15 protein-coding genes and 1 tRNA gene are annotated in these 19893 nt (G+C 73.5%); 11 read left to right on the top strand and 5 right to left on the bottom strand.

Annotated elements, in window-relative coordinates:
• Positions 1-194 precede the first annotated feature (194 nt).
• On the top strand, positions 195-1202 hold the full coding sequence (locus tag ACWGKU_RS10300) for a helix-turn-helix domain-containing protein (RefSeq protein WP_401048054.1): 1008 nt from the start codon (positions 195-197) through the stop codon (positions 1200-1202).
• A gap of 276 nt (positions 1203-1478) precedes the next feature.
• Here ACWGKU_RS10300 and ACWGKU_RS10295 read toward each other — a convergent pair whose 3' ends face one another.
• From ACWGKU_RS10295 to ACWGKU_RS10285, 3 genes are all read right to left on the bottom strand, one after another.
• Positions 1479-1841, bottom strand: a complete 363-nt coding sequence (locus ACWGKU_RS10295; RefSeq protein WP_359899209.1) for a DUF952 domain-containing protein — start codon at positions 1839-1841, stop codon at positions 1479-1481.
• 84 nt (positions 1842-1925) lie between these two features.
• Positions 1926-3473 carry a mucoidy inhibitor MuiA family protein gene (locus ACWGKU_RS10290; protein ID WP_401048052.1) on the bottom strand — a complete coding sequence of 516 codons (1548 nt, stop codon included), beginning with the start codon at positions 3471-3473 and terminating at the stop codon, positions 1926-1928.
• A gap of 3 nt (positions 3474-3476) precedes the next feature.
• On the bottom strand, positions 3477-5744 hold the full coding sequence (locus ACWGKU_RS10285) for a DUF4139 domain-containing protein (RefSeq protein ID WP_452179667.1): 2268 nt from the start codon (positions 5742-5744) through the stop codon (positions 3477-3479).
• A 506-nt stretch (positions 5745-6250) separates the two neighbouring features.
• Here ACWGKU_RS10285 and ACWGKU_RS10280 point away from each other — a divergent pair.
• The 3 genes from ACWGKU_RS10280 to der all read left to right on the top strand — a co-directional run bounded on the left by ACWGKU_RS10280 (position 6251) and on the right by der (position 10026).
• Positions 6251-7336 carry a prephenate dehydrogenase gene (locus tag ACWGKU_RS10280; RefSeq protein ID WP_380546829.1) on the top strand — a complete coding sequence of 362 codons (1086 nt, stop codon included), beginning with the start codon at positions 6251-6253 and terminating at the stop codon, positions 7334-7336.
• Between the two features lie 345 nt (positions 7337-7681).
• A complete protein-coding gene (gene cmk / locus ACWGKU_RS10275) occupies positions 7682-8395 on the top strand; it encodes a (d)CMP kinase (protein ID WP_452179668.1) in 714 nt (237 codons plus the stop codon).
• Positions 8396-8571: 176 nt separating this feature from the next.
• Positions 8572-10026, top strand: coding sequence for a ribosome biogenesis GTPase Der (der, locus tag ACWGKU_RS10270; protein WP_401054988.1), 1455 nt, complete (start codon positions 8572-8574; stop codon positions 10024-10026).
• 107 nt (positions 10027-10133) lie between these two features.
• On the opposite strand, the gene ACWGKU_RS10265 is transcribed toward der, so the two are convergent.
• Both ACWGKU_RS10265 and ACWGKU_RS10260 read right to left on the bottom strand, forming a co-directional pair.
• Complete coding sequence (locus ACWGKU_RS10265; protein WP_452179669.1) at positions 10134-11006, bottom strand: hypothetical protein; 873 nt, start codon at positions 11004-11006, stop codon at positions 10134-10136.
• Positions 11007-11281: 275 nt separating this feature from the next.
• Entirely contained in the window at positions 11282-12160 is an 879-nt protein-coding gene (locus tag ACWGKU_RS10260; protein ID WP_452179670.1) for a hypothetical protein, read from the bottom strand.
• Between the two features lie 589 nt (positions 12161-12749).
• Here ACWGKU_RS10260 and ACWGKU_RS10255 point away from each other — a divergent pair.
• The 7 genes from ACWGKU_RS10255 (at position 12750) to ACWGKU_RS10225 (ending at position 19780) form a co-directional block, all read left to right on the top strand.
• A complete protein-coding gene (locus ACWGKU_RS10255; RefSeq protein WP_452179671.1) occupies positions 12750-13550 on the top strand; it encodes a transglycosylase family protein in 801 nt (266 codons plus the stop codon).
• 327 nt (positions 13551-13877) lie between these two features.
• Positions 13878-14567 (top strand): alpha-ketoglutarate-dependent dioxygenase AlkB family protein, encoded by a 690-nt coding sequence (locus ACWGKU_RS10250; RefSeq protein ID WP_452179676.1) that lies wholly within the window; start codon positions 13878-13880, stop codon positions 14565-14567.
• Positions 14568-14707: 140 nt separating this feature from the next.
• On the top strand, positions 14708-15577 hold the full coding sequence (locus ACWGKU_RS10245) for an acyl-CoA thioesterase (RefSeq protein ID WP_359899227.1): 870 nt from the start codon (positions 14708-14710) through the stop codon (positions 15575-15577).
• 194 nt (positions 15578-15771) lie between these two features.
• Positions 15772-16563: a DUF1684 domain-containing protein gene (locus tag ACWGKU_RS10240; protein ID WP_401052213.1), complete on the top strand. Its 792-nt coding sequence runs from the start codon at positions 15772-15774 to the stop codon at positions 16561-16563.
• A gap of 154 nt (positions 16564-16717) precedes the next feature.
• On the top strand, positions 16718-18148 hold the full coding sequence (locus ACWGKU_RS10235; RefSeq protein ID WP_452179672.1) for an MFS transporter: 1431 nt from the start codon (positions 16718-16720) through the stop codon (positions 18146-18148).
• Positions 18149-18283: 135 nt separating this feature from the next.
• A tRNA-Pro gene (locus tag ACWGKU_RS10230) sits at positions 18284-18357 on the top strand.
• Between the two features lie 892 nt (positions 18358-19249).
• Entirely contained in the window at positions 19250-19780 is a 531-nt protein-coding gene (locus tag ACWGKU_RS10225) for a hypothetical protein (protein ID WP_452179673.1), read from the top strand.
• Positions 19781-19893: the final 113 nt, after the last annotated feature.

Below are 19893 nucleotides of genomic sequence, written 5' to 3'. Positions count from 1 at the left end.
ACGTCCACGTTTCGGACGAGTGGTGTGAGCCGGGACGCAACCGCTGGTCACGGCCTTGTCAGCGTCATGATCCGTGGCCGAGGATGGCCACCGGCGCACCACGCCGCGGTGTGGCGGGACTGCGCCAGCACGGGGCGCGCGGGTCGGGGCGGGAACGAGCCAACGGGAACGGGCGAGCAGGGGGAGAGGGCGTCGTGTCCGATGCAGCACTGGGACGGGCCGGCGGACAGGCCCTCGGCGCGCTGGGACTGGCGGAGCCGGACGGGCAGGTCTACGCGGCACTGGTGGCCAACCCGCAGTCCACGGCGGAGGAGCTGGCGGAGAGCTGCGGGCTGACGTTCCAGCAGAGCGTGCGCGCACTGGACCGGTTGGCACAGCAGGGCATGGCCACCCGGGCGCCAGTGGACCGGCACCGCTACCTGCCGGTCCCGCCGGACGTCGCGATCGGCACGCTGATCGGGCATCGGGAGTCGGAGCTCCGCTACGCCCGGGCCGAGATGCACCGGCTGATGGACGCCTTCCGGGAGGCCTCGCGGTACACCGACCCGGCGCACTCGGTGGAGGTGCTGACGGGCGGCGAGGCGATCGCCCAGCGGCTGGAGCACATCACCGAGACCAGCCAGTACCAGGTGCGCGGCTTCGACCGTCCGCCGTACATCCAGGACCCGGTGGCGCCGATGCCCCTGCAGCGGCGGCGGCTGCGCGAGGGCGTGAAGTTCCGGACGATCTACGACCGGGAGGCGGTGGCCTGGCCGGGGCGGCTGGAGAAGAACATCCTGGCCGGGGTCGAGGACGGCGAGGAGGCGCGGGTCCGGCCGGCGCTACCGATGAAGATGATCATCTCGGACGACCGGATGGCCATCATCCCGATCAGCGTCGGCGACAGCGTGCTGGACGCCGCGTACGTGATCCACCCCTCGGCGCTGCTCCAGGCGCTGGACACGCTGTTCGAGGCGGAGTGGGAGCGGGCCGTGCGGTTGCGGGCGGAGGCCGGTTCGGAGGACGGTGCGTCGGGACCGGAGGCCGACCACCGCAAGCTGCTGGGCCTGCTGGCGGCCGGGCTCACCGACGAGTCGATCGCCCGTTCGCTCGGCTGGAGCGCCCGGACCACCCAGCGCCGCCTCCAGAGCCTGATGCGCTCGCTGGGCGCCACCACCCGCTTCCAGGCCGGGATGGCGGCCAGGGAGCGGGGGTGGCTGTAGGGAATGTTGTGACAATTCTTGGTGTCGTGACGGCGCGACGGTCCGTGGAGTCGTGGCCATCCGCATTGTTATGACATTTGGCGTGCTCCGCGTGCTCCATGTGTTCCGCGTGCTTCATGTGTTCCTTGTGTTCCGCGGCTACGGCGGGGAGCGTGGGAGCTGCCGGCTCCTCGGAACCGCGTGGACCCCAGGATTCGCATGAACCCCAGAGCGGCGTGAACCCCGAGACTCGCGTGAACCCCGGGAATTGTCATAACTTTCCCCGGTCGTGCCCCGTCAGCTCCAGGGGCTGAGCGCGGCCCAGCGGCCGTCCGGGCCGCGCTCGACCTTCTCCAGGCCGACCACGGCGGTGCGGTTCAGCCGCCCGTAGATGTGCGGGAACAGCACACCGGGGGTGGCCCCTGGTGGCGGGGCGCCGTTCGGGGCCTCCCACTTCACCATCGGCTCCACCAGCGATTCCTCGATCAGCAGCACCATCAGCGGTTCGGGGGTGTCGGCGAAGAAGGCGTTGGCCACCGCGAGCGCCGTCTGCTCGTCCGCCGAGCAGTGGATGAACCCGTCGGTGAGCAGCGACGCGGTGGCGTACGGGCGGCCGGGGTCGGCCAGCCAGTCGTCCAGGGGAGCAAGGTGGAGGATCATGCTTCCTTTTCTACCCGTTGTCTCCGGTTTGGTCCTGAGCGGCCGTCATCGGCACGGCGGTGTCCGCCGTGCCGACCGCAGCGGTCAGAGTCCGGCCACCTTGGCGGACGCGGACACCTCGTACACCAGGGTGAGGGTGCGCCGGGCGCCCGGGGCGAGCGGGACGTCCCAGCGGACGATGCCCTCGGTGTCGAAGGAATCCGGCGCCGGGGCGCACTCCTCCTTGCGCAGCCGTACCTCGACCGCGGACACCTCGCTGACCGGAACCCGCTCGCGCACCGTGACGATCCGCTCGTCGCGCTCCTCCGGGCCGGAGAAGCGGGACAGGTGCAGTCGGACCGTCCGGGTGGTGGTCTGGCGGCCGGTGAGGCCGGCGGTGGCCTGGCGCTCCTCGGTCTCCCGGACCACCCGGTAGCCGTCCGAGCTGCCGAAGGACAGTTCGGCCTCGGCGCCGGCGGCGGTGAAGCGGAGCTCGCCGCGGCCGGTGAAGCCGCTGCCGCGGACCAGTTCGACCGGGCCGGACAGCAGCGGGTGCCCGGCCGTGTTGCGGAACCGGACCACCTGGGTGACCAGCGGGGACAGTTCCGGGGCGCAGGCGTACTCGCTGCTCGCCAGCCCGGTGAAGGCGCCCAGCGGCACCCGGTGGGCGCGGCCGTCGGAGGGCACGGTCGCGGGAGCGGGGGCGGGCAGCACCCGGACCTCGCCGCCGTCGTCCACGCCCGGAACCCGGGAGTCCGCGCCCAGGGTGGCGACCGCTTCCTCGCGCAGCTCGACCTCGACCGTGCGGCGCTCCTCGTCGGTGCGCTCGCGCAGCACCAGGACGTCCTCGGCGACCGCGGGCGGGGCGGTGGCGAGGGCGGAGCGAGCGGTGGAGAAGGTGAGCCGGGCGTTCGTCCAGTCCTCGTTGGTGCGCTGCCAGACCACCGCCTCCGACTCCAGGCGCAGGTCGGCGCCGGCCAGGGTCGCCCGGTAGGAGGGTCGCCACAGCGCACAGGGCACCAGGTGGGAGACGGTCAGTTCGGCGGGGCCGGGCCGCGCCGCCTCGACGGTGAGCTCCAGGTGGGCGGTCAGCTCGGCCGGGTCCTCCTCCGCCTGGTCCAGAGCGGTCAGGGCCTGTGAGCGTTCCTGCTCCAGGCGGCGCAGCCGGGAGTGGGTGGCGCGCAGGTCCTCGCCGTAGCGCTCGCGTTCGGTGTCCACCCGGCCGAGCTCGCGGGCCCAGCGGTTGGGTTCGAGCTCGCCGAGGCCGGCGCCTTCGCCGATCTCGCGCAGCAGGTCGGCGGAGAGCTGGGCGAGCAGTGCCAGGCGGGCCTCCAACCGGGCCCGGGTCTGGTCGGCCAGCCGCGTCTCGGCGTCCAGCCGGTGCAGCCGGTGGCGCAGTTCGGAGTCCTCCGGGCCGGGCGGCAGCGGGGCGCGCGGGGTCCAGTCGCGCACCAGCCGGGCGTCCAGCACCCGGACGCCGTCGGTGGCGGATTCGGCGCGCAGGGTGCGGTCGACGGCGAGGGCGGTGAGCGGGCCGAGGCGCAGCCGCTGCACGCCTGCGGCGAGCCCGACCGTCGTGGTGCGCTCTACCTGGCTGCGGTCCTCCAGGCAGGTCACGGCGGTGACGGGGAGGGGAAGGGTCTCGACGGTCATCGCTCAGTTCCTCCGGTTTCCGCCGACGATGGCCTTTCCGGCCGGGATCTTGATCAGGTAGCCGCCGTCCAGCTCGGTGCGCCCGCCCGGCGGCAGGTCGACGCGCCAGAGCCGGGTGCTGGGCGGGCAGTCCGGTGCGGAGACGGTCGGGGCGTGCCAGTCGGCCCGCTCCTCGATCCGGATCTCGGCGTCGGAGGTGACCGGCACCCGCTCGCGGACCTCCACCGTGACGGCGCGTGCGAGCCGGTTCGCCAGCCGGACGTGCACCCGGTGGTCGAGGACGGTGCTGTTGCCCTTCAGCATGCCGGTGGTGGACTCGTGCAGCTCGGTGCGGCGCGCCACCTCGATGCTCTCGGCGACGCCGATGCCCAGCCGCCGGGTACCGCCGGGCGCCAGGGTGGGCAGCGCGGCGGTGAGCAGGAACTCGTCGTCCACGGTGACCTCGGCCGGGCCGGCCAGGACGGCCTGGTCGGTGCGGTTGGCGAGCACCAGGGTCGCGTACACCTTCTCCTCGACGGCGGGGACGGTGACGTACTCGGGTCGGACGGCGAGGGGGATCTCGCCGACGGTGACGGTGTGCCAGGTGCCGTCGGACGGGATGTCGGCGGGGGCGGCGGCGTCGAAGCGGTGGTCGAAGGAGCCGGCGGACTCGCGGGGCGGGACGGCGTGCCGGGGCAGGGCGAGGGTGCGCAGCTGCGTGGTACCGCTGCCGTCGGGCAGGGGCCAGGCCTGCTCCTCGCGCTCGATCCGTTCGGGGCGGGCGTGCAGGGTGCCGCGCCGGGCGGGGGGCTCCTCCGGGCCGGCCAGGACGAGGTCGGGGTAGTCGAGCAGAGTGGCGTCCGGGGCGAGGCCGGGCGGAGGCGGCGGTGGGGTGGCGTGGCCGACGCGGCGGCGGGCCTCCCCGGGCGGGAGGCCGCCCGGAGCCTGCGGCGGCGGTGCGTAGGCCGCGACCGGGGCCGGGGACAGGAGCGGCGGCGGGGCGCCGTAGCCGGCGAAGCCACCAGGGCCGCCCGGGGGCGGGGGCATCGGCTCGTCGGCGCTCAGCAGGCCGCCGCCGTACGGGCCGGCCGCGGGGGCGATCTGCTCGTCGGCCCCGAAGGCCTCGGCCCGGGGACCGCCCGGACGTGCGCCGCCGAGACGGGCCGAGCGGGCGGCAGGGGCGGCGGAGACGGGCGTCGGGGCGGGGGTGACGATCGGGCGGGATGCGGTGCGGTGGGGTCGGTGGTGCGGGGCGGGGCGGTCGGCGTCGGCCGCGTCGTAGCCGGTGAAGAGGTCGGTCAGGCCGGCCGGGGGCTCGCGCCAGCCGGAGGGCGGCGGGGCGGGCTGGCTGCGTCCGATCCGCAGCGAGGCGAGCCGGGGCAGGTCGGTGCGGCGGTCGAGGTCGGCGGTGGACAGGGCGAGCCGCACGCCCGTCCAGTCCTCGCCGGTGCGCTGGGCGACGGCGGCGCGCAGGACCAGGTGGGCGGTGTCGGAGCCGGTCCGGTAGGACAACCGGTAGGCGGGCACCCAGCGGGCGGCGGGGACGCCGTACTCCAGTTCCAGGTCGAGGTGGTCACCGCCGGGGGCGGTGTCCTCGGTGGTGCCGGGGGTGGTGAGGGCGGCGGTGCCCGCGGTGGCGCCGGGGGCGGTGCCGGGAGCGGTGAGAGTGAGCAGGACGGTGGTGCTGGTGCCGATCGGCTCGGCCCGGTCGGCGGTGGACGCCCGTTCCAGCCGGTCGGCAGCCAAGTCGAGCTCGTGATCGGCGAGTTCCAGCTCCCGGGTGAGCTGCTCGGCGCGCTCCTGGAGCCGGGCCAGCCGCTCGTCGACGAAGTCGGCGAGCTCCAGCCACGCGTCGGCGGGCGTGCGGCGCAGCGGCTCGTCACGTCGGCGCTGCGGCGGGACGGCGCGCAGTGCGGCGGTCTCGGCGATCGAGGCCAGGACCAGCCGGTGGCGCTCGGCGAGCGCGCTGCGGCGCTCGGTGGCCTCGTCCAGCGCCCGCTTCAGGTCCGGGAGTTCATCCGGCTCGCGGAGTTCGGCGAGCAGTTCGAGCCGGGCCTCGGTGACGGCGGTGCCGGCCGGTCCGGAGAGCACCCGGGCGCGCAGCGAGCGGCCGTCCACGGCGGCGGGCAGACCGGTCAGCCGCAACCGTCCCCCGGGCGGGACCGGGACGGTGGCCCGTCGGCGGCACACCGCGCCTTCGGCGTACACCACGACGGAGTCCAGGGCCGACGGGTGGGCCGGTACGGCCGGCGGTTTCGACTGCCCGCTCCGGCCGTTGTGCTGATCGTCCATGCGCAACCCCTTCGTTCGCGTGTTCCCCGAGGTGTTCCCCCGCCGCGTGGCGTCGGCGGTGCGGTGCTCGTCGTGCGGCGTTCGTTGTGTGGCGTTCGTTGTGCGGTGTTCGTCCTGCGATGCTCGTTGTGCCGTGCGGGCCTCCGGCTCGCCCGCATGCTTGCCCTGTTCGCCTCTGCTTGCTGTCCTGACTGTCCTGAACTGTTCTGCTGCCGGTCCGTTTCTTCTGCGTTGCCCAGGTTCCGTGCGGCCCGTGCCTTTCTCCGGGCGGCCAGTCTGCCCCGCTTCGGGGCGGGCGTCGCAGGATTTCCGGGTCCGACGTGCGCACTGTGTGGGACGGGGCGGGTCCGTGGCGGTTGCCGGTGCCGGAAGCTGCCGGGGCTGCCGTGCGGGTTGCCGGGCAGTGGGTGGGGACTTCGGCGGGGTGGATGAGGGAGGATGGGGCGCGGGTGCTCCCGAACGGTCCCGGCACCTGTCGAGATTCGTGATGAGGAGAGCGACCCGCCATGCGCACTGCCGTCGTCGTCGGCACCGGACTGATCGGCACCTCCGCCGCGCTCGCGCTGACCGCTCGCGGGCTGACCGTCCATCTGGAGGACGCCGACCCGGACGCGGCCCGTACCGCCGAGTCGCTCGGCGCGGGCATCACCGACCCGGTCGACGGCCCGGTGGACCTGGCGATCATCGCCGTCCCGCCCGCGCTGGTCGGCAAGGTGCTCGCCGACTGCCAGCGCCGCAACCTGGCGCACTGGTACACCGACGTCGCCAGTGTGAAGGCCGGCCCGAGCGGCGAGATCGCCGAGCTCGGCTGCGACACCGTCCACTACATCGGTAGTCACCCGATGGCCGGCCGTGAGAGGTCCGGCCCGCTGGCCGCCCGCGCCGACATCTTCGAGGGCCGCCCCTGGGTGCTCACCCCGACCGCGGACACCGACACCGAGACGCTCAACGCCGCGCTGGAGCTGGTCGCACTCTGCGGCGCGGTGCCGATCGTGATGGACGCCGCCGAGCACGACCGGGCGGTCGCCCTGGTCTCGCACGCCCCGCAGCTGGTCTCCTCGCTGGTCGCGGCCCGGCTGGAGAACGCCGACGAGACCGCCATAAGGCTGTCCGGTCAGGGCGTGCGCGACGTCACCAGGATCGCCGCCTCCAACCCCGGCATGTGGGTCGACATCCTCTCCGCCAACGCGGGCGCGGTCGCCGACGTCCTGGAGGGGGTCGCCCGCGACCTCGCCGAGACGGTCACCGCGCTGCGCGCCATGGAAGCCGTCGAGGAGGACGAGCGCCAGGCCGGAGCGGCCGGGATCGAGGCCGTCATGCGGCGCGGCAACACCGGTCAGGCCCGGATCCCCGGCAAGCACGGGGCGCCGCCCACCCGGTACGAGACCGTGGCGGTCGTGCTGGGCGACCAGCCGGGCGAGCTGGGCCGGCTGTTCGGGGAGGTCGGCGACGCCGGGGTCAACATCGAGGACGTCGTCATCGAGCACTCGACCGGGCAGCAGGTCGGCTTCGTCCAGCTGTCGGTCGCGCCGACGGCGGTGAAGCGGCTGACCAAGGCGCTGCGGGCGAGCGGCTGGAGCGTCCGGGACTGACGTTCCCCGGCGAGCGGCCCGGCCTGTGCCCGGTATACCGGGTGTACCGGGTGTACCCCGTGTACCAGTACACGGGGTACCGGCGTACCGGCATGCTGGGAGTTCGACTGGTCCGAGTCGAACGGTCGGTATCGATTAGTCTTTACCGACCAATCCGTGTCGACTGGCCGAGGTCGACCGGTTCACGCCGCCCGGTCCGTCTCGACCGCCCGGTCCGTCTCGACCGGTCGGGCCGGACAGCGGCGGAGAGTGTCACGGCGGCGGTCCATTAACCTTGAGGGAGACAATCCCCGGCCGTCCGCCTGCCCAGGCTCCGGCTCCCATGCTTCGAGAGAGGTTCGCCCCGTGGACACTGCCGACCGAGCGCACGCCCCGGTCGTCGTCGCCATCGACGGACCCTCCGGCTCCGGCAAGTCGACCGTCTCGCGGGCGATCGCCGCCCGGCTGGGCCTGAGCTTCCTGGACACCGGCGCCATGTACCGGGCGATGACCTGGTGGATGCTGGTCAACGAGGTCGATGTCGACGACCCGGAGGCGGTGGCCGTCGCGTGCGGCAAGCCGGTGATCGTCTCGGGCACCGACGCCGACGGCCCCACCATCACGGTGGACGGCCAGGACGTGTCGGGCCCGATCCGCGGACCCGAGGTGACCGCCAAGGTCAGCGCCGTGTCCGCGGTCCCCGCCGTACGGTCCCGGCTGGTGGAGCTGCAGCGCGGCTGCGCCGAGGTCGCCGAGCGCGGCATCGTCGCCGAGGGCCGGGACATGGGGACCGTGGTGTTCCCGGACGCCACCGTCAAGGTCTTCCTGACCGCCTCCGAGCAGGCCCGGGCCGCGCGCCGGGCGGCCGAGCTGCGCGCCAAGGGCGTGGAGGAGGCGACCATCACCGCGATGGCCGCCGACCTCGCCCGCCGCGACGCCGCCGACTCCTCCCGGAAGACGGCCCCGCTGGCCCAGGCCGCGGACGCGGTCCTGGTCGACACCAGCGACCTCACCCTGGAGCAGGTGATCGACCGGATCGCCGGGCTGGTGGAGGAGCGGGCCGGACTGTCCGCGGTCTGACCGGCGGCCGCCGGTCCGATCATGACCGGTCCGAGCGCACTCGGGCCGACCAACGACCGAAGTGAACCGCGGGCCGTCGAGGTGCCGCGGAGACAACCATCGCGCTGCCCCGAGCGGGGCAGGTACGCACGGCACGCCCCTGGGAAGGGCCGGGCCGGGAAACGGAACAGACGAACATGACCGCAGAGCACGCCGCCACCGGCCACGGTGAGCTGGACGCCGCCGACTACGCCGAGTTCATGGCACTCGCCGCCGAAGAGGGCTTCGACCTCGACGGCTTCGACGCCGTGGACGGTGCCGAGCACGTCCGACTGCCGGTGCTGGCCGTCGTCGGCCGCCCGAATGTCGGCAAGTCGACCCTGGTGAACCGCATCATCGGCCGCCGCGAGGCCGTCGTCGAGGACAAGCCGGGCGTCACCCGCGACCGGGTCACCTACGAGGCCAGCTGGAACGGCCGCCGCTTCAAGGTGGTCGACACCGGCGGCTGGGAGATCGACGTCCTCGGCATCGACGCCATGGTGGCCGCCCAGGCCGAGCTGGGCATCGAGCAGGCCGACGCGGTGCTGTTCGTGGTGGACGCCACCGTCGGCGCCACCGACACCGACGAGGCCCTGATCAAGCTCATCCGCCGGGCGGGCAAGCCGACCGTCCTGTGCGCCAACAAGGTCGACGGCCCCTCCACCGAGGCCGAGGCCGCCTACCTCTGGTCGCTCGGCCTGGGCGAGCCGTTCCCGGTCTCGGCCCTGCACGGCCGCGGCTCCGGCGACCTGCTGGACGCCGTCATGGACGCGCTGCCCGAGGCCCCGCCGCAGACCTTCGGCGACGCCGCCCCCGGCGGCCCGCGCCGCATCGCGCTGATCGGCCGGCCCAACGTCGGCAAGTCCAGCCTGCTGAACAAGGTCGCCGGCGAGGAGCGCGTCGTCGTCAACGAGCTGGCCGGCACCACCCGTGACCCGGTCGACGAGATGATCGAGCTCGGCGGCAAGACCTGGAAGTTCGTGGACACCGCCGGCATCCGCCGCCGGGTCCACCTGACCGCCGGCGCCGACTTCTACGCCTCGCTGCGCACCTCCTCCGCGCTGGAGAAGGCCGAGGTCGCGGTCGTCCTGATCGATGCCAGCGAGACCCTCGCCGAGCAGGACACCCGGATCATCTCGATGGCCGTCGAGGCCGGGCGCGCCGTCGTCATCGCCTACAACAAGTGGGACCAGCTGGACGAGGAGCGCCGCTACTACCTGGAACGCGAGATCGAGCGCGACCTCGTCCAGGTGCAGTGGGCCCCGCGGGTCAACGTCTCGGCCAAGACCGGTCGGCACATGGAGAAGCTCGTCCCGGCGGTCGAGAGCGCGCTGGAGGGCTGGGAGACCCGCGTCCCGACCGCGCGCCTGAACGCCTTCCTCGGCGAGCTGGTCGCCGCCCACCCGCACCCGATCCGCGGTGGCAAGCAGCCGCGCATCCTGTTCGGCACCCAGGCCGGCATCCGTCCGCCGCGCTTCGTGCTGTTCGCCTCGGGCTTCCTGGAGGCCGGTTACCGGCGCTTCATCGAGCGCCGCCTGCGTGAGGAGTTCGGGTTCGTGGGGACGCCGATCTCGATCTCGGTGCGGGTCCGGGAGAAGCGCAAGAAGAAGTAGTTAGTAGTAGGTAGAAGGAGTGGTCGGTCCGCCGACCGACGGCCGGAGGGCCTCGCCGCAGTGGTGGCGGGGCCCTCCGGCGTTTTCGGGCGCGGGCCCGGCGGGCGTCAGCGGTGGTCGACCGTGGGACCAGGGGGCAGCGAGAGCATCTGGCGGTGGCGGCCGCCGGTGGACCGGGTGGGGGCGACGCCGGAGACCGTACCCATCACCGGGGAGGGTGCGGGCGGTGCCGGGGGCTGGGGCGCGGGGACCGGCACCGGCATCTGCGTGGGGTGCGGGGACGAGCCCAGGTAGCCGGTCGCGACCCAGCCCTGGCCGTTGGTGAACTGGGCGGCGGGGAGGGCGGGTTGCTCCTGGGCCGGGGTTGCGGTGGCGTGGCCCGGGCCGTCGCCGGCGGGTGTGGTGGCGGTGGGCTCGGGGTGGCCGCCGGAGTGGCTGCCGGGGTGGCCGTGGTGACGGCCGGTGGTGAGGCTTGCGGCGTGGGCGCCGGTGTGACCGCCGACGTGGCTTCCGGCGGTGTGCGCGCCGTTGTGATCACCGGTGTGACTTCCGTGGTGACTTCCGGTGTGGGTGCCGGTGTGAGCGCCGCTGTGGCCGTGTTGCTGGGCACCGGCATGGCCGTGCTGGTGGCCGCCGGTCGGCCCGGACGCGTGGTGCTGGGAGCTCGGCATGAACTGGGGGAGGCCCGGGGCCTGGCCCGCGAGGGTGTGGAAGGCCTGCTGCTGGGGCGGGTACGGGCGCTGCTCGCCGAGCACCGGGTAGCCGTCGCGGACCGCGAAGCCGGTGAACTTCAGGTCCTCCTCCCCCGAGCGGTCGCCGGGCAGGGCACGGAAGAGACGCCGGTACTCGGAGTACAGCTCGTCGTAGATCGGCGTGGCGGAGTGCGGGTGCTCGGCGTCGTACGACGGGCGCATGCCCGGGATCGAGCGCGAGGCGGTGGTGGACCGGCCGGGGGCTGCGGAGACGTCGTAGCTGTACACGTAGGAGCCAACGAGTGAGAGGGGCGGGGGGATGCGGGGCGCCGGGGTGTGGGTGCGCCCACACGCCGGAGCGTGGAGGGGGAGGGCGCGCCGGGCGGAGTACGGGGGCGCCGGGGTACGGGCCGGGCGGTGCCGCCGGGGTGTTGGGCGTATCGGGGCGTTGGGGCGCTGGGGCGTTGGGCGCGCGCCCGCCCGCCGGAAGACGGCCACGGGGGAGGAGGCCGCATTCCGGCGGGTACGGGGCGGGACCGGGCGGGACCGGGCGCCGGGACGGATCAGGTGCCGGCGAGCGGGAGGGAGGCGGCGACCACCTGGCCCAGTGCCACCGCCCGCTCCAGCGCCTGGCGCAGCAGGTCCTCGCGGGGCTGGCGCCCGACCATGCCGGCCGGCACGGCGTACATCGTCACCTCGGACAGCTGGTTCGCGGCCATCCGCCAGGCGTCGGTGACCTGGAGCGGCTGGTGCGCCTGCCACCAGCCGGTGCTGCCGCCGGCCGCGGCGGGCTGGAGGACCGCGTGCAGCTTGCCCATCGCGACCAGGACGGACCAGCCGGGCAGCTGGTCCGGGGTCTCGTCCAGGTCGGTGACGGGCTGGAAGCCGGCGTCGTGGAGCAGGTCGAGGAACTCGTCCTCGCCCGAGGTGCTGCCGGGGCGGCCGACCGGCCCGGTCGGCTCGACCACCAGCGAGGCGTGCCCGACCTTGCCGTGCAGCACCAGCCCGCAGGTGATGCCGAGGATGGCGGCCTGGCCGGGCGCGGCCGGCTGGGTCGGGGCGGGTCCGCCGGGCGCGGCCGGGGCCGGTGCGGTGGCGGAGGCGGGGACTGGTGCGGGGGCGCCCGGCGCGGCGGCGGGGACGGCCGGGTCCGGGCCGCCGGGCTGGGACTGGCTGATGCTGCGGACGGCGCCGACCAGCTGCTCCTCGGAGACCGGGACCACCTGGGAAGGGATGCAGCGGGCGTGCGCGAAGGCGAGGACGGCGGTCTCCTCGCCGACGAACAGCACGGTGCTGGTGGGCTCCACGTGCGTGTCGCCGGGGGTCCGGCAGGAGGTGCACTCGTAGCTGTCGGGGGCGCGGTCACCGCCTAGCAGCCGGTCGGCCTCGTCGTCGCCGATCTCGGACCGGACCTCGTCGCTGACGTCGAGCATGCGCGGCACAGGGTCTCCTCGGATGGGTGCGGATGGGGGTTCGGGGCGGACACAGGGAGGTCGCCATGCCCAACGGGCCCTTGTGTCAGGCGTCACGGGTGCCCGTCGAGGCTGACGGGAATTGCGTCTGATCCGACCGCGTGGCGTGTTCCCGTGGTCGCAATCTGTCGATGTCGGTGCCGGGACTGCCGGAATCAAACAGTGAGGTGGGTCACGCCGCACGGATGTTTGATCTAGGAATCAATGGCCAAAGCGGACATTTCGGTCACGATTGCATGGTCGTTACCATCGGTAACCCCCGGCTGACCTGGGCAGATCGTTGAAGTTTTGGCTTCCCCGTCGGCCGGCTCGTAGCTTCTTGGTCGGCGCAACGAGCGCCACCCGGGTTCACCCCCGACGCACAGCCCCCCGGTCCGCCGGGTGCGGCAGGTGCCCGCCGACGCGATCGCTCGAACAGGTCGTCGGCGAGCGGCTGGGTGGCCGGGGCGGCAGCGGCACGTCCGACACGTGCACGGCCGTCCGACGGACGCGGCAAGCGAACGCGGCCCTTCCAGGGCCTGGTTCCGCATGTCCGCCCGGGGCTGTCGAGAGGAACCCCATGACCTTCCGTAACGAGACCGCCGCTGCCACCACCTCCACCGTCACCAAGCGCAACCGCGTTCGGATGGCGGTCGTGGCGGGCGCCGTTGTCGCGGCCCTGCCGGTGGCCGGCCTCGTCACGGCCACCTCGGCCTCCGCCGCCTCCGTCTCCACCTGGGACGCCGTCGCCCAGTGCGAGAGCGGCGGCAACTGGGCCATCAACACCGGCAACGGTTTCTACGGCGGTCTGCAGTTCACCTCCAGCACCTGGGCCGCCTTCGGTGGCACCGCCTACGCCCCGCAGGCCAACCAGGCCACCAAGGCGCAGCAGATCGCCGTCGCCGAGAAGGTCCTCGCCTCGCAGGGCCCGGGCGCCTGGCCCGTCTGCTCCGTCAAGGCCGGTCTGACCAAGGGCGGCGCCCCGGCCGCCGTCGACACCTCGGCGGGCTCCACCTCCGGTTCGACCGCCGCCAAGCCGGCGCAGACCCCGAAGGCCGCCGCCAAGCCGGCCGAGGCCCCGAAGGCCGCCCCCAAGGCCCAGGCCGCGCCGAAGACCGACGCCGTCGCGCCGAAGGCTGCCGCCCCGAAGGCCGACGCCCAGAAGTCCGCGCCGAAGGCCGACCAGGGCGCCAAGTCCTGGAACCGCTCGAACGACGCCAAGCCGGCCGTCAAGGGTGACTACACCGTCAAGGCCGGTGACACCCTGAGCTCCATCGCCGCCGCGCAGGGCCTGGACTGGCACGACCTGTACCAGAACAACGCCAAGGTCATCGGTGGCAACCCGGACCTGATCCTCCCGGGCCAGACCCTCAGCATCTGAGGTCTCTCCGAGCGCTGAGGTCCCGTGCGTAGCCGGCATCGGCTGCCGGGCTTCGCGGCGCCGATGCCCGACCGGGCGGCGATGCGCCGACCTGTCGAGGTGCTGACGAACCGATGTACCGACGTGCCGACGTACGGACATCAGGACGTGCGGACGTGCGGACGTACCGATGTACGGATGTACCGACGTACGGATGTGCTGACGTACCGATGTGTCGATGTGCACGGCTTCCACGGCCGCTTCTCCGTCGCGCGGGTTCTTCCCGCCGACCGGGGGAGCGGCCGTCGGCGTTCGTGGGCCGGCGCGGTGCGGGAGGATGGTGGGGTGATCCAGGGTGAGCTGTTCGGCGACCCGGGTGGGTGCCCGGACGGGCGCGAGCGCTCCGAACCGGCTCCCGGCGCCGTCCTGCTGCCCGGCTGGCTGGACCTCGGCGCTCAGCAACGCCTGGTCGCCGCCTGCCGGGAGTGGGCCCGCCCGCCGGCCGGCCTGCACGCCGTGCGGATGCCCACCGGCGGGATGATGTCCGTCCGGATGGTGAGCCTCGGCTTGCACTGGTACCCGTACGGGTACCGGCGGGTCGCCGAGGACGGTGCGCCCGTCAAGCCGTTCCCGCCGCCGCTCGGGGAGTTGGCCCGCAGGGCCGTCGCCGAGGCGTACGGGGCCGCGCTGGGGGAGATCGCGGGCGCGGCGTCGTACGAGCCGGACATCGCGATCGTCAACCACTACGCGCAGGGCGCGAAGATGGGGCTCCACCAGGACCGCGACGAGCGGGCGGACGCGCCGGTTGTCTCGTTCTCGCTGGGCGACGGCTGCGTCTTCCGGCTCGGGAACGCCGAGACCAGGACCCGTCCGTGGACCGACCTGGAACTGCGCAGCGGGGACCTGCTGGTGTTCGGCGGTCCGGCCCGGTTCGCGTACCACGGGGTGGTGCGGACGTTGTCGGGGACGGCCGATCCGGCGCTGGGGCTGGTCGGGCGGCTCAACATCACGGTCCGGGAGTCGGGCCTGGGGGAGTAGCCCCGGGAGGCGGGACCGTCGCTCGTCTACTCGTTCGAGTGAACCGGGGGTTCCGGACTGCTGCGCGGGAATGACCCGGGTCGCCGGAGAATTCGAGTGAGCTGGAGAATGCATTCGGAGTCCGGAGAGGAAGCGTGCGCATGGGTACCCCCGTCGACGACCTGGTCGATCTGCTCGACCTTGAGCAGATCGAACTCAACATCTTTCGTGGGCGCAGTCCCGAGGAGGCGCTGCAACGGACGTTCGGCGGCCAGGTCGCCGGGCAGGCACTGGTCGCGGCAGGGCGCACGGTGGACGACGCGCGCCCGGTCCACTCGTTGCACGCCTACTTCCTGCGCCCCGGGGTCCCCGGCGTGCCGATCGTCTACCAGGTCGACCGGATCCGCGACGGCCGCTCCTTCACCACCCGCCGGGTGCTCGGCATCCAGGGCGGCCGGTCGATCTTCGCGCTCACCGCCGACTTCCACAGACCCGAGGAGGGCGGCATCGAGCACCAGTACCCGATGCCGGCCGTCGCCGCCCCCGAGGACCTGCCCAGCGCCCTGGACGAGGTCGGCTCCCGGCTCGGCGAGCTGCCCCCGTTCATCAGCCGCCGCCAGCCCTTCGACATCCGCTACGTCGACCGGCTGCGCTGGACCGAGGAGGAGCTGGAGGGCGTCGAGGCGCGCAGCGGCGTCTGGCTGCGCACCAACGGCCGACTGCCGGACGACCCGCTGATCCACGTCTGCGCCCTCACCTACGCCAGCGACATGACGCTGCTGGACGCCGTCCGCGCCCCGGTCGAGCCGCTGTGGGGCGAGCGGAACTTCGACATGGCCTCGCTCGACCACGCGATGTGGTTCCACCAGCCATTCCGGACGGACGACTGGCTGCTGTACCAGCAGGAGTCCCCGATCGCGCACGGCGCGCGCGGCCTCGCGCGCGGACAGATCTTCGACCGGCACGGCCGGCTGGTGGTGTCCGTGATGCAGGAGGGACTGTTCCGTCCGCTGAAGCGCCGCGACGGGTAGGTGACCGGTAGGCGATGTGTGCGGCCGGTTCCGTGCCCCGGGTTGTGCCGCGTGTCGGCGCGTTGCCGCCGTGTTGCGGTTTCGGCGGTTCCGGGCCGACGGGAATGATCCGTCCGAGCGGACGGTGTTGTGGATGACCGAGAGGGGCGGCCCGAACGGCGGGCCGTCCGCGAACCGACCGGGAGGGTGGACCGATGACGGCGACAGCCGCGGAGGACTGGAAGCACTGGAGCGACGGCCGGGCGGCGTCGGTGAGCGCGGAGCACGGCCAGCTCGCACTCACCGGCACGCACTGGCTGGAGCCCGAGCCGGCCGAGATCCCCGGCCTGCCCGGGCACTGGTGGGCCGACGCCGAGGGCGTGCGGGTCCGGGCCGCGGCCTCCGACGGCATCACGGTCGCCGGCGCCGGCGCGCCCGTGGACGGCGAGGTGCTGCTCCGCCCGGACAGCGACCCGGCCGCCGACACCGCCACCCTGGGCGCCCTGCTGCTCGTCCCGATCGAGCGCGAGGGCGAGCTGGCCCTGCGGGTCTTCGACCCGGCCGCACCCCGCCGGGTCGCGTTCGCCGGCATCTCCGCCTACCCGTACGCGCCCGAGTGGGCCGTGCCCGCCGTTTTCACCCCGTTCGAGGACGACGACGCGCGGTCGGTCGTCGTCCCGAACGCCGACGGCCGGGAACGCCCGCTGGCCGTCTCCGGGCAGATCGCCTTCACCGTGGCGGGCGAGCACCGCACCCTGACCGTCAGCGGGTCGGGCGAGCGGCTCAGCGGCGTGATCGCCGACGCGACCAGCGGCATCGACACCTACCGCTTCCGCTTCATCACCCTGCCGGCGCCCGACGCCGAGGGCCGCACCGTCCTCGACCTCAACCGGGCCTACCTGCCGCCGTGCGCCTTCTCGGACCACTTCATCTGCCCCTTCCCGCCGCCGGGCAACCGGCTGGACTTCGCGGTGGAGGCGGGGGAGAGGCAGGTGCTGAGCCGGTAGCGGCCCGGCCCGGCCGGGGCGAGGCCGGGCGGGGCGGGCCCGGGCCGCGGTCCGGCTCGGGCGTCTACCGGCTCGGGCGGGCCCTGGTTCGGGCGGGCCCCGGCACGGGCCCCGGTGGGAGAGCGTCCGGGGGTGGAGCGGAGCATGGGGGACTATGTCGAACAATCAACATTCCACGCCGTCCCCGTCGTCGCCCCGGTCCTCGTCGCCCGCCCCGTCCACCTCGCACGGCTCGGCCCCCTCGGCGGCCACGCCCTCCCCGGCCCCCTCCACCCCCTCGCACTCCGCCGCCGAGTCAGAACCCGATCCCGGGCCGGGAGGCGGACCCGGGCCGGGACCGGCGGCCGGCTCACCCTGGTACCGGCGGGCGTTCGCCGACCTCAGCCCGCTGCGCGACCACCCCGACTACCGCCGGGTCTGGGCCGGGCAGGCCATCTCCTCCATAGGCCAGCAGATGACGGCCGTCGCCGTCTCCGTCCAGGTCTACGAACTGACCGGCTCCGCCTTCGCGACCGGCCTGGTCGGCATCTTCTCCCTCGTCCCACTGGTCGCCTTCGGCCTCTACGGCGGCGCGATCGCCGACACCGTCGACCGGCGCAGGCTGGGCCTGATCGGCTCGGCCGGTCTGGCCGTCGTCTCCGCCGCCCTGGCCGCGCAGGCACTGGCCGGCCTCGGGCTGGTCGCCGTCCTGTACGCCGCCGTCGCCGCCCAGGCCGGGTTCTTCGCGATCAGCTCGCCCGCCCGGTCCGCGATGATCCCCCGCCTGGTGCCCAGCCACCAACTCCCGGCGGCGAACGCCCTGAACACCGTCAGCATGAACCTCGGCCTCACCGTCGGCCCGATGCTCGGCGGCGTCCTCATCGGCACCTACGGCGCCCAGGCCGCCTACCTGATCGACACCGTCGCCTTCACCGGCACCCTCTACGCGATGTGGCGCCTGCCCGCCATGCGGCCGCTCGGCGAACGCAAGGGCCGCGCCTCCGTCCTGGACGGCCTCCGCTTCCTGCGCGACCAGCCCAACCTGCGAACCAGCTTCCTCGCCGACCTGGCCGCCATGGTCTTCGGCATGCCGCGCGCCCTCTTCCCGGCCATCGCGGTCACCTTCTACGGCGGCGACGCCGGCACCGTCGGCCTGCTGGTCTCCGCCCCGGCTGTCGGCGCCCTGATCGGCGCGCTCTTCTCCGGCTGGGTCGGCCGCGTGCACCGCCAGGGCGCCGCCATCCTCGCCGCCGTCGCCGCCTGGGGCCTGGCCATCGCGGCCTTCGGCGCCCTCCACAACCTCTGGCTCGGCCTCCTGCTGCTCGCGGTCGCCGGCTGCGCCGACACCGTCAGCATGATCTTCCGCAACACGATGATGCAGGTCGCGGCCCCGGACGAGATGCGCGGCCGCCTCCAGGGCATCTTCATCGTGGTCGTGGCCGGCGGCCCCCGCCTCGGCGACTTCGAGTCCGGCACCGTCGCCGCCCTCACCAACCCCGCCACCTCCGTGATCACCGGCGGCCTCGCCTGCGTCGCCGCCGTCCTCCTCCTCGCCGCCCGCCGCCCCGCCTTCCTCACCTACGACGCCCGCCACCCCACCCCCTGACCCACCCACCCCCAAACCTGGCAGCGAGCACCCCCCGACGTGCTGTATTGTTTTCCACGTCGCCGGGACAACCGGAGACAAGGTCGAGAAGCCCACAGCAGAGCCCCCCAGGCCCCGCTGCAGGCGGCGAGACCACGGGACGTGGCGCAGCTTGGTAGCGCACTTGACTGGGGGTCAAGGGGTCGCAGGTTCAAATCCTGTCGTCCCGACAGTGATGTCGGAAGGCCGTTGGCCGGGTTAACGCCCAGGTCAACGGCCTTTTCTGTGACGGTGCATCAGATTCGGCGAGCATTCGTTCGTATGCGCTTGGGGGCCAGTTGGGGACCAGGTGGTCCCGAAGTGGTTGAATCCGGGGGGTGAGGCGCCTCCGAAGGGGCGTTTCCGGCCCCGAAATTGACCACCCACAGTGACCGATATCAAATCTTGACCAACGATTTTTCGACACCCTATGACGCAATCCGGCCATGTTTTCGGGCAGTTGGGCGACTGTCTTCGAATCTGTCAAGACGTCAGCCGATTTCGTGACCTCGTGTCGGAGGTGTCGCGCGGATCCTCCCCGGACGCGTCTGTGTGCCCGTCGGGGTCTGCCTGCTACCCGTGATCATCTACGCACAGTGATCATCGTCGAGACGGTGCGGGTGGGCGAAGCGGCCTACGACCACGAGTGCGCGGAGGGTGCAGTATCAGACGAGGTCCGAGCCGCCTGCCCGGCCGCCCGGCCGAGGTGGCCACGCGATGGCTTGGTCCGCACATACCCGGGCCTCGGGCTCGCCGGTGAGGACCTGGTGCCTACGCTGCATGCGGCCGAGGGCGGGGCCGGCTGGTGATCTGAGTCGGAGGCTTGCCGTCGGTCGGGCACGAGTCGTCCCGGACCTTGTTCGCGACAGGCCTCGGACTCCTGTGGTACCCAGGAGTCCGTCGATCATGGCCCGGAGCGGGCCGCAGTACGAGGGGGACTCTGTGACCGGGCCGTCCATGCCAAGCCGTCCTTCCGGGCCGCCGCCCGCACCCGGGACACCGTCGCGGCCGACCGCCCCGCCGGCGCCGACGGCCGCCCCGGTCCGTCGCGGCGGGATCGATCTCCAGGGGTGGAGCGCTGTGGTGACCGCCGCCGTCGCGGTCGTCACCCTCGGCGCCGGCTTCGCGGGCGGCTTCTACACCCAGGCCCAGGTGACCGACGGCTCCCGGCCGCAGCCGGCCGTCACGGTGACCGTGCCCGGTCCGACCGTCACGGTGACGGGCCCCACGGTGACCGCATCCCCGGCGGGCAGTCCGGGCTCCGCGCCGGTCCTGAACCCGTTGCCCAGTGGGATGGCCGGCAGCCCGACACCGACCGTGGTGCGGGTCATCAGTGCCTCCCCGGACGGCGGTCAGGGCGGAACGAAGTCGGTCCTCACCGGCCGGGGCTTCCCGCCCAACGAGGTCGTCCGGGTGTCCTTCATCATCAAGGGCGACCTCGGGGAGGACTACAAGACACGCGACCTGCGCGACACCATGACGGACGCCACCGGGGCGTTCTCCGTCGAGGTGGTGATCCCCTCCGACCTGAAGTACGACGCGAACCTGAACGCGTACCTGCGTGCCCGCACGACTGCCACGAAGACCGAGACGGTGTTCGACCTCATCGCCTGATCGGTGCAGGTCGGGCCGCCGAAGCCGTCCTGCCGGCTCGTCCTGGGCCACGCCACGTTCCAGTGCCCAGACGCCCCCGGGTAGAACTCGCCCCACGGGTCCGACCACACGCA

This window comes from Kitasatospora sp. NPDC054768, from assembly GCF_053612025.1.
This window is presented reverse-complemented; position numbering and strand designations above follow the sequence as displayed.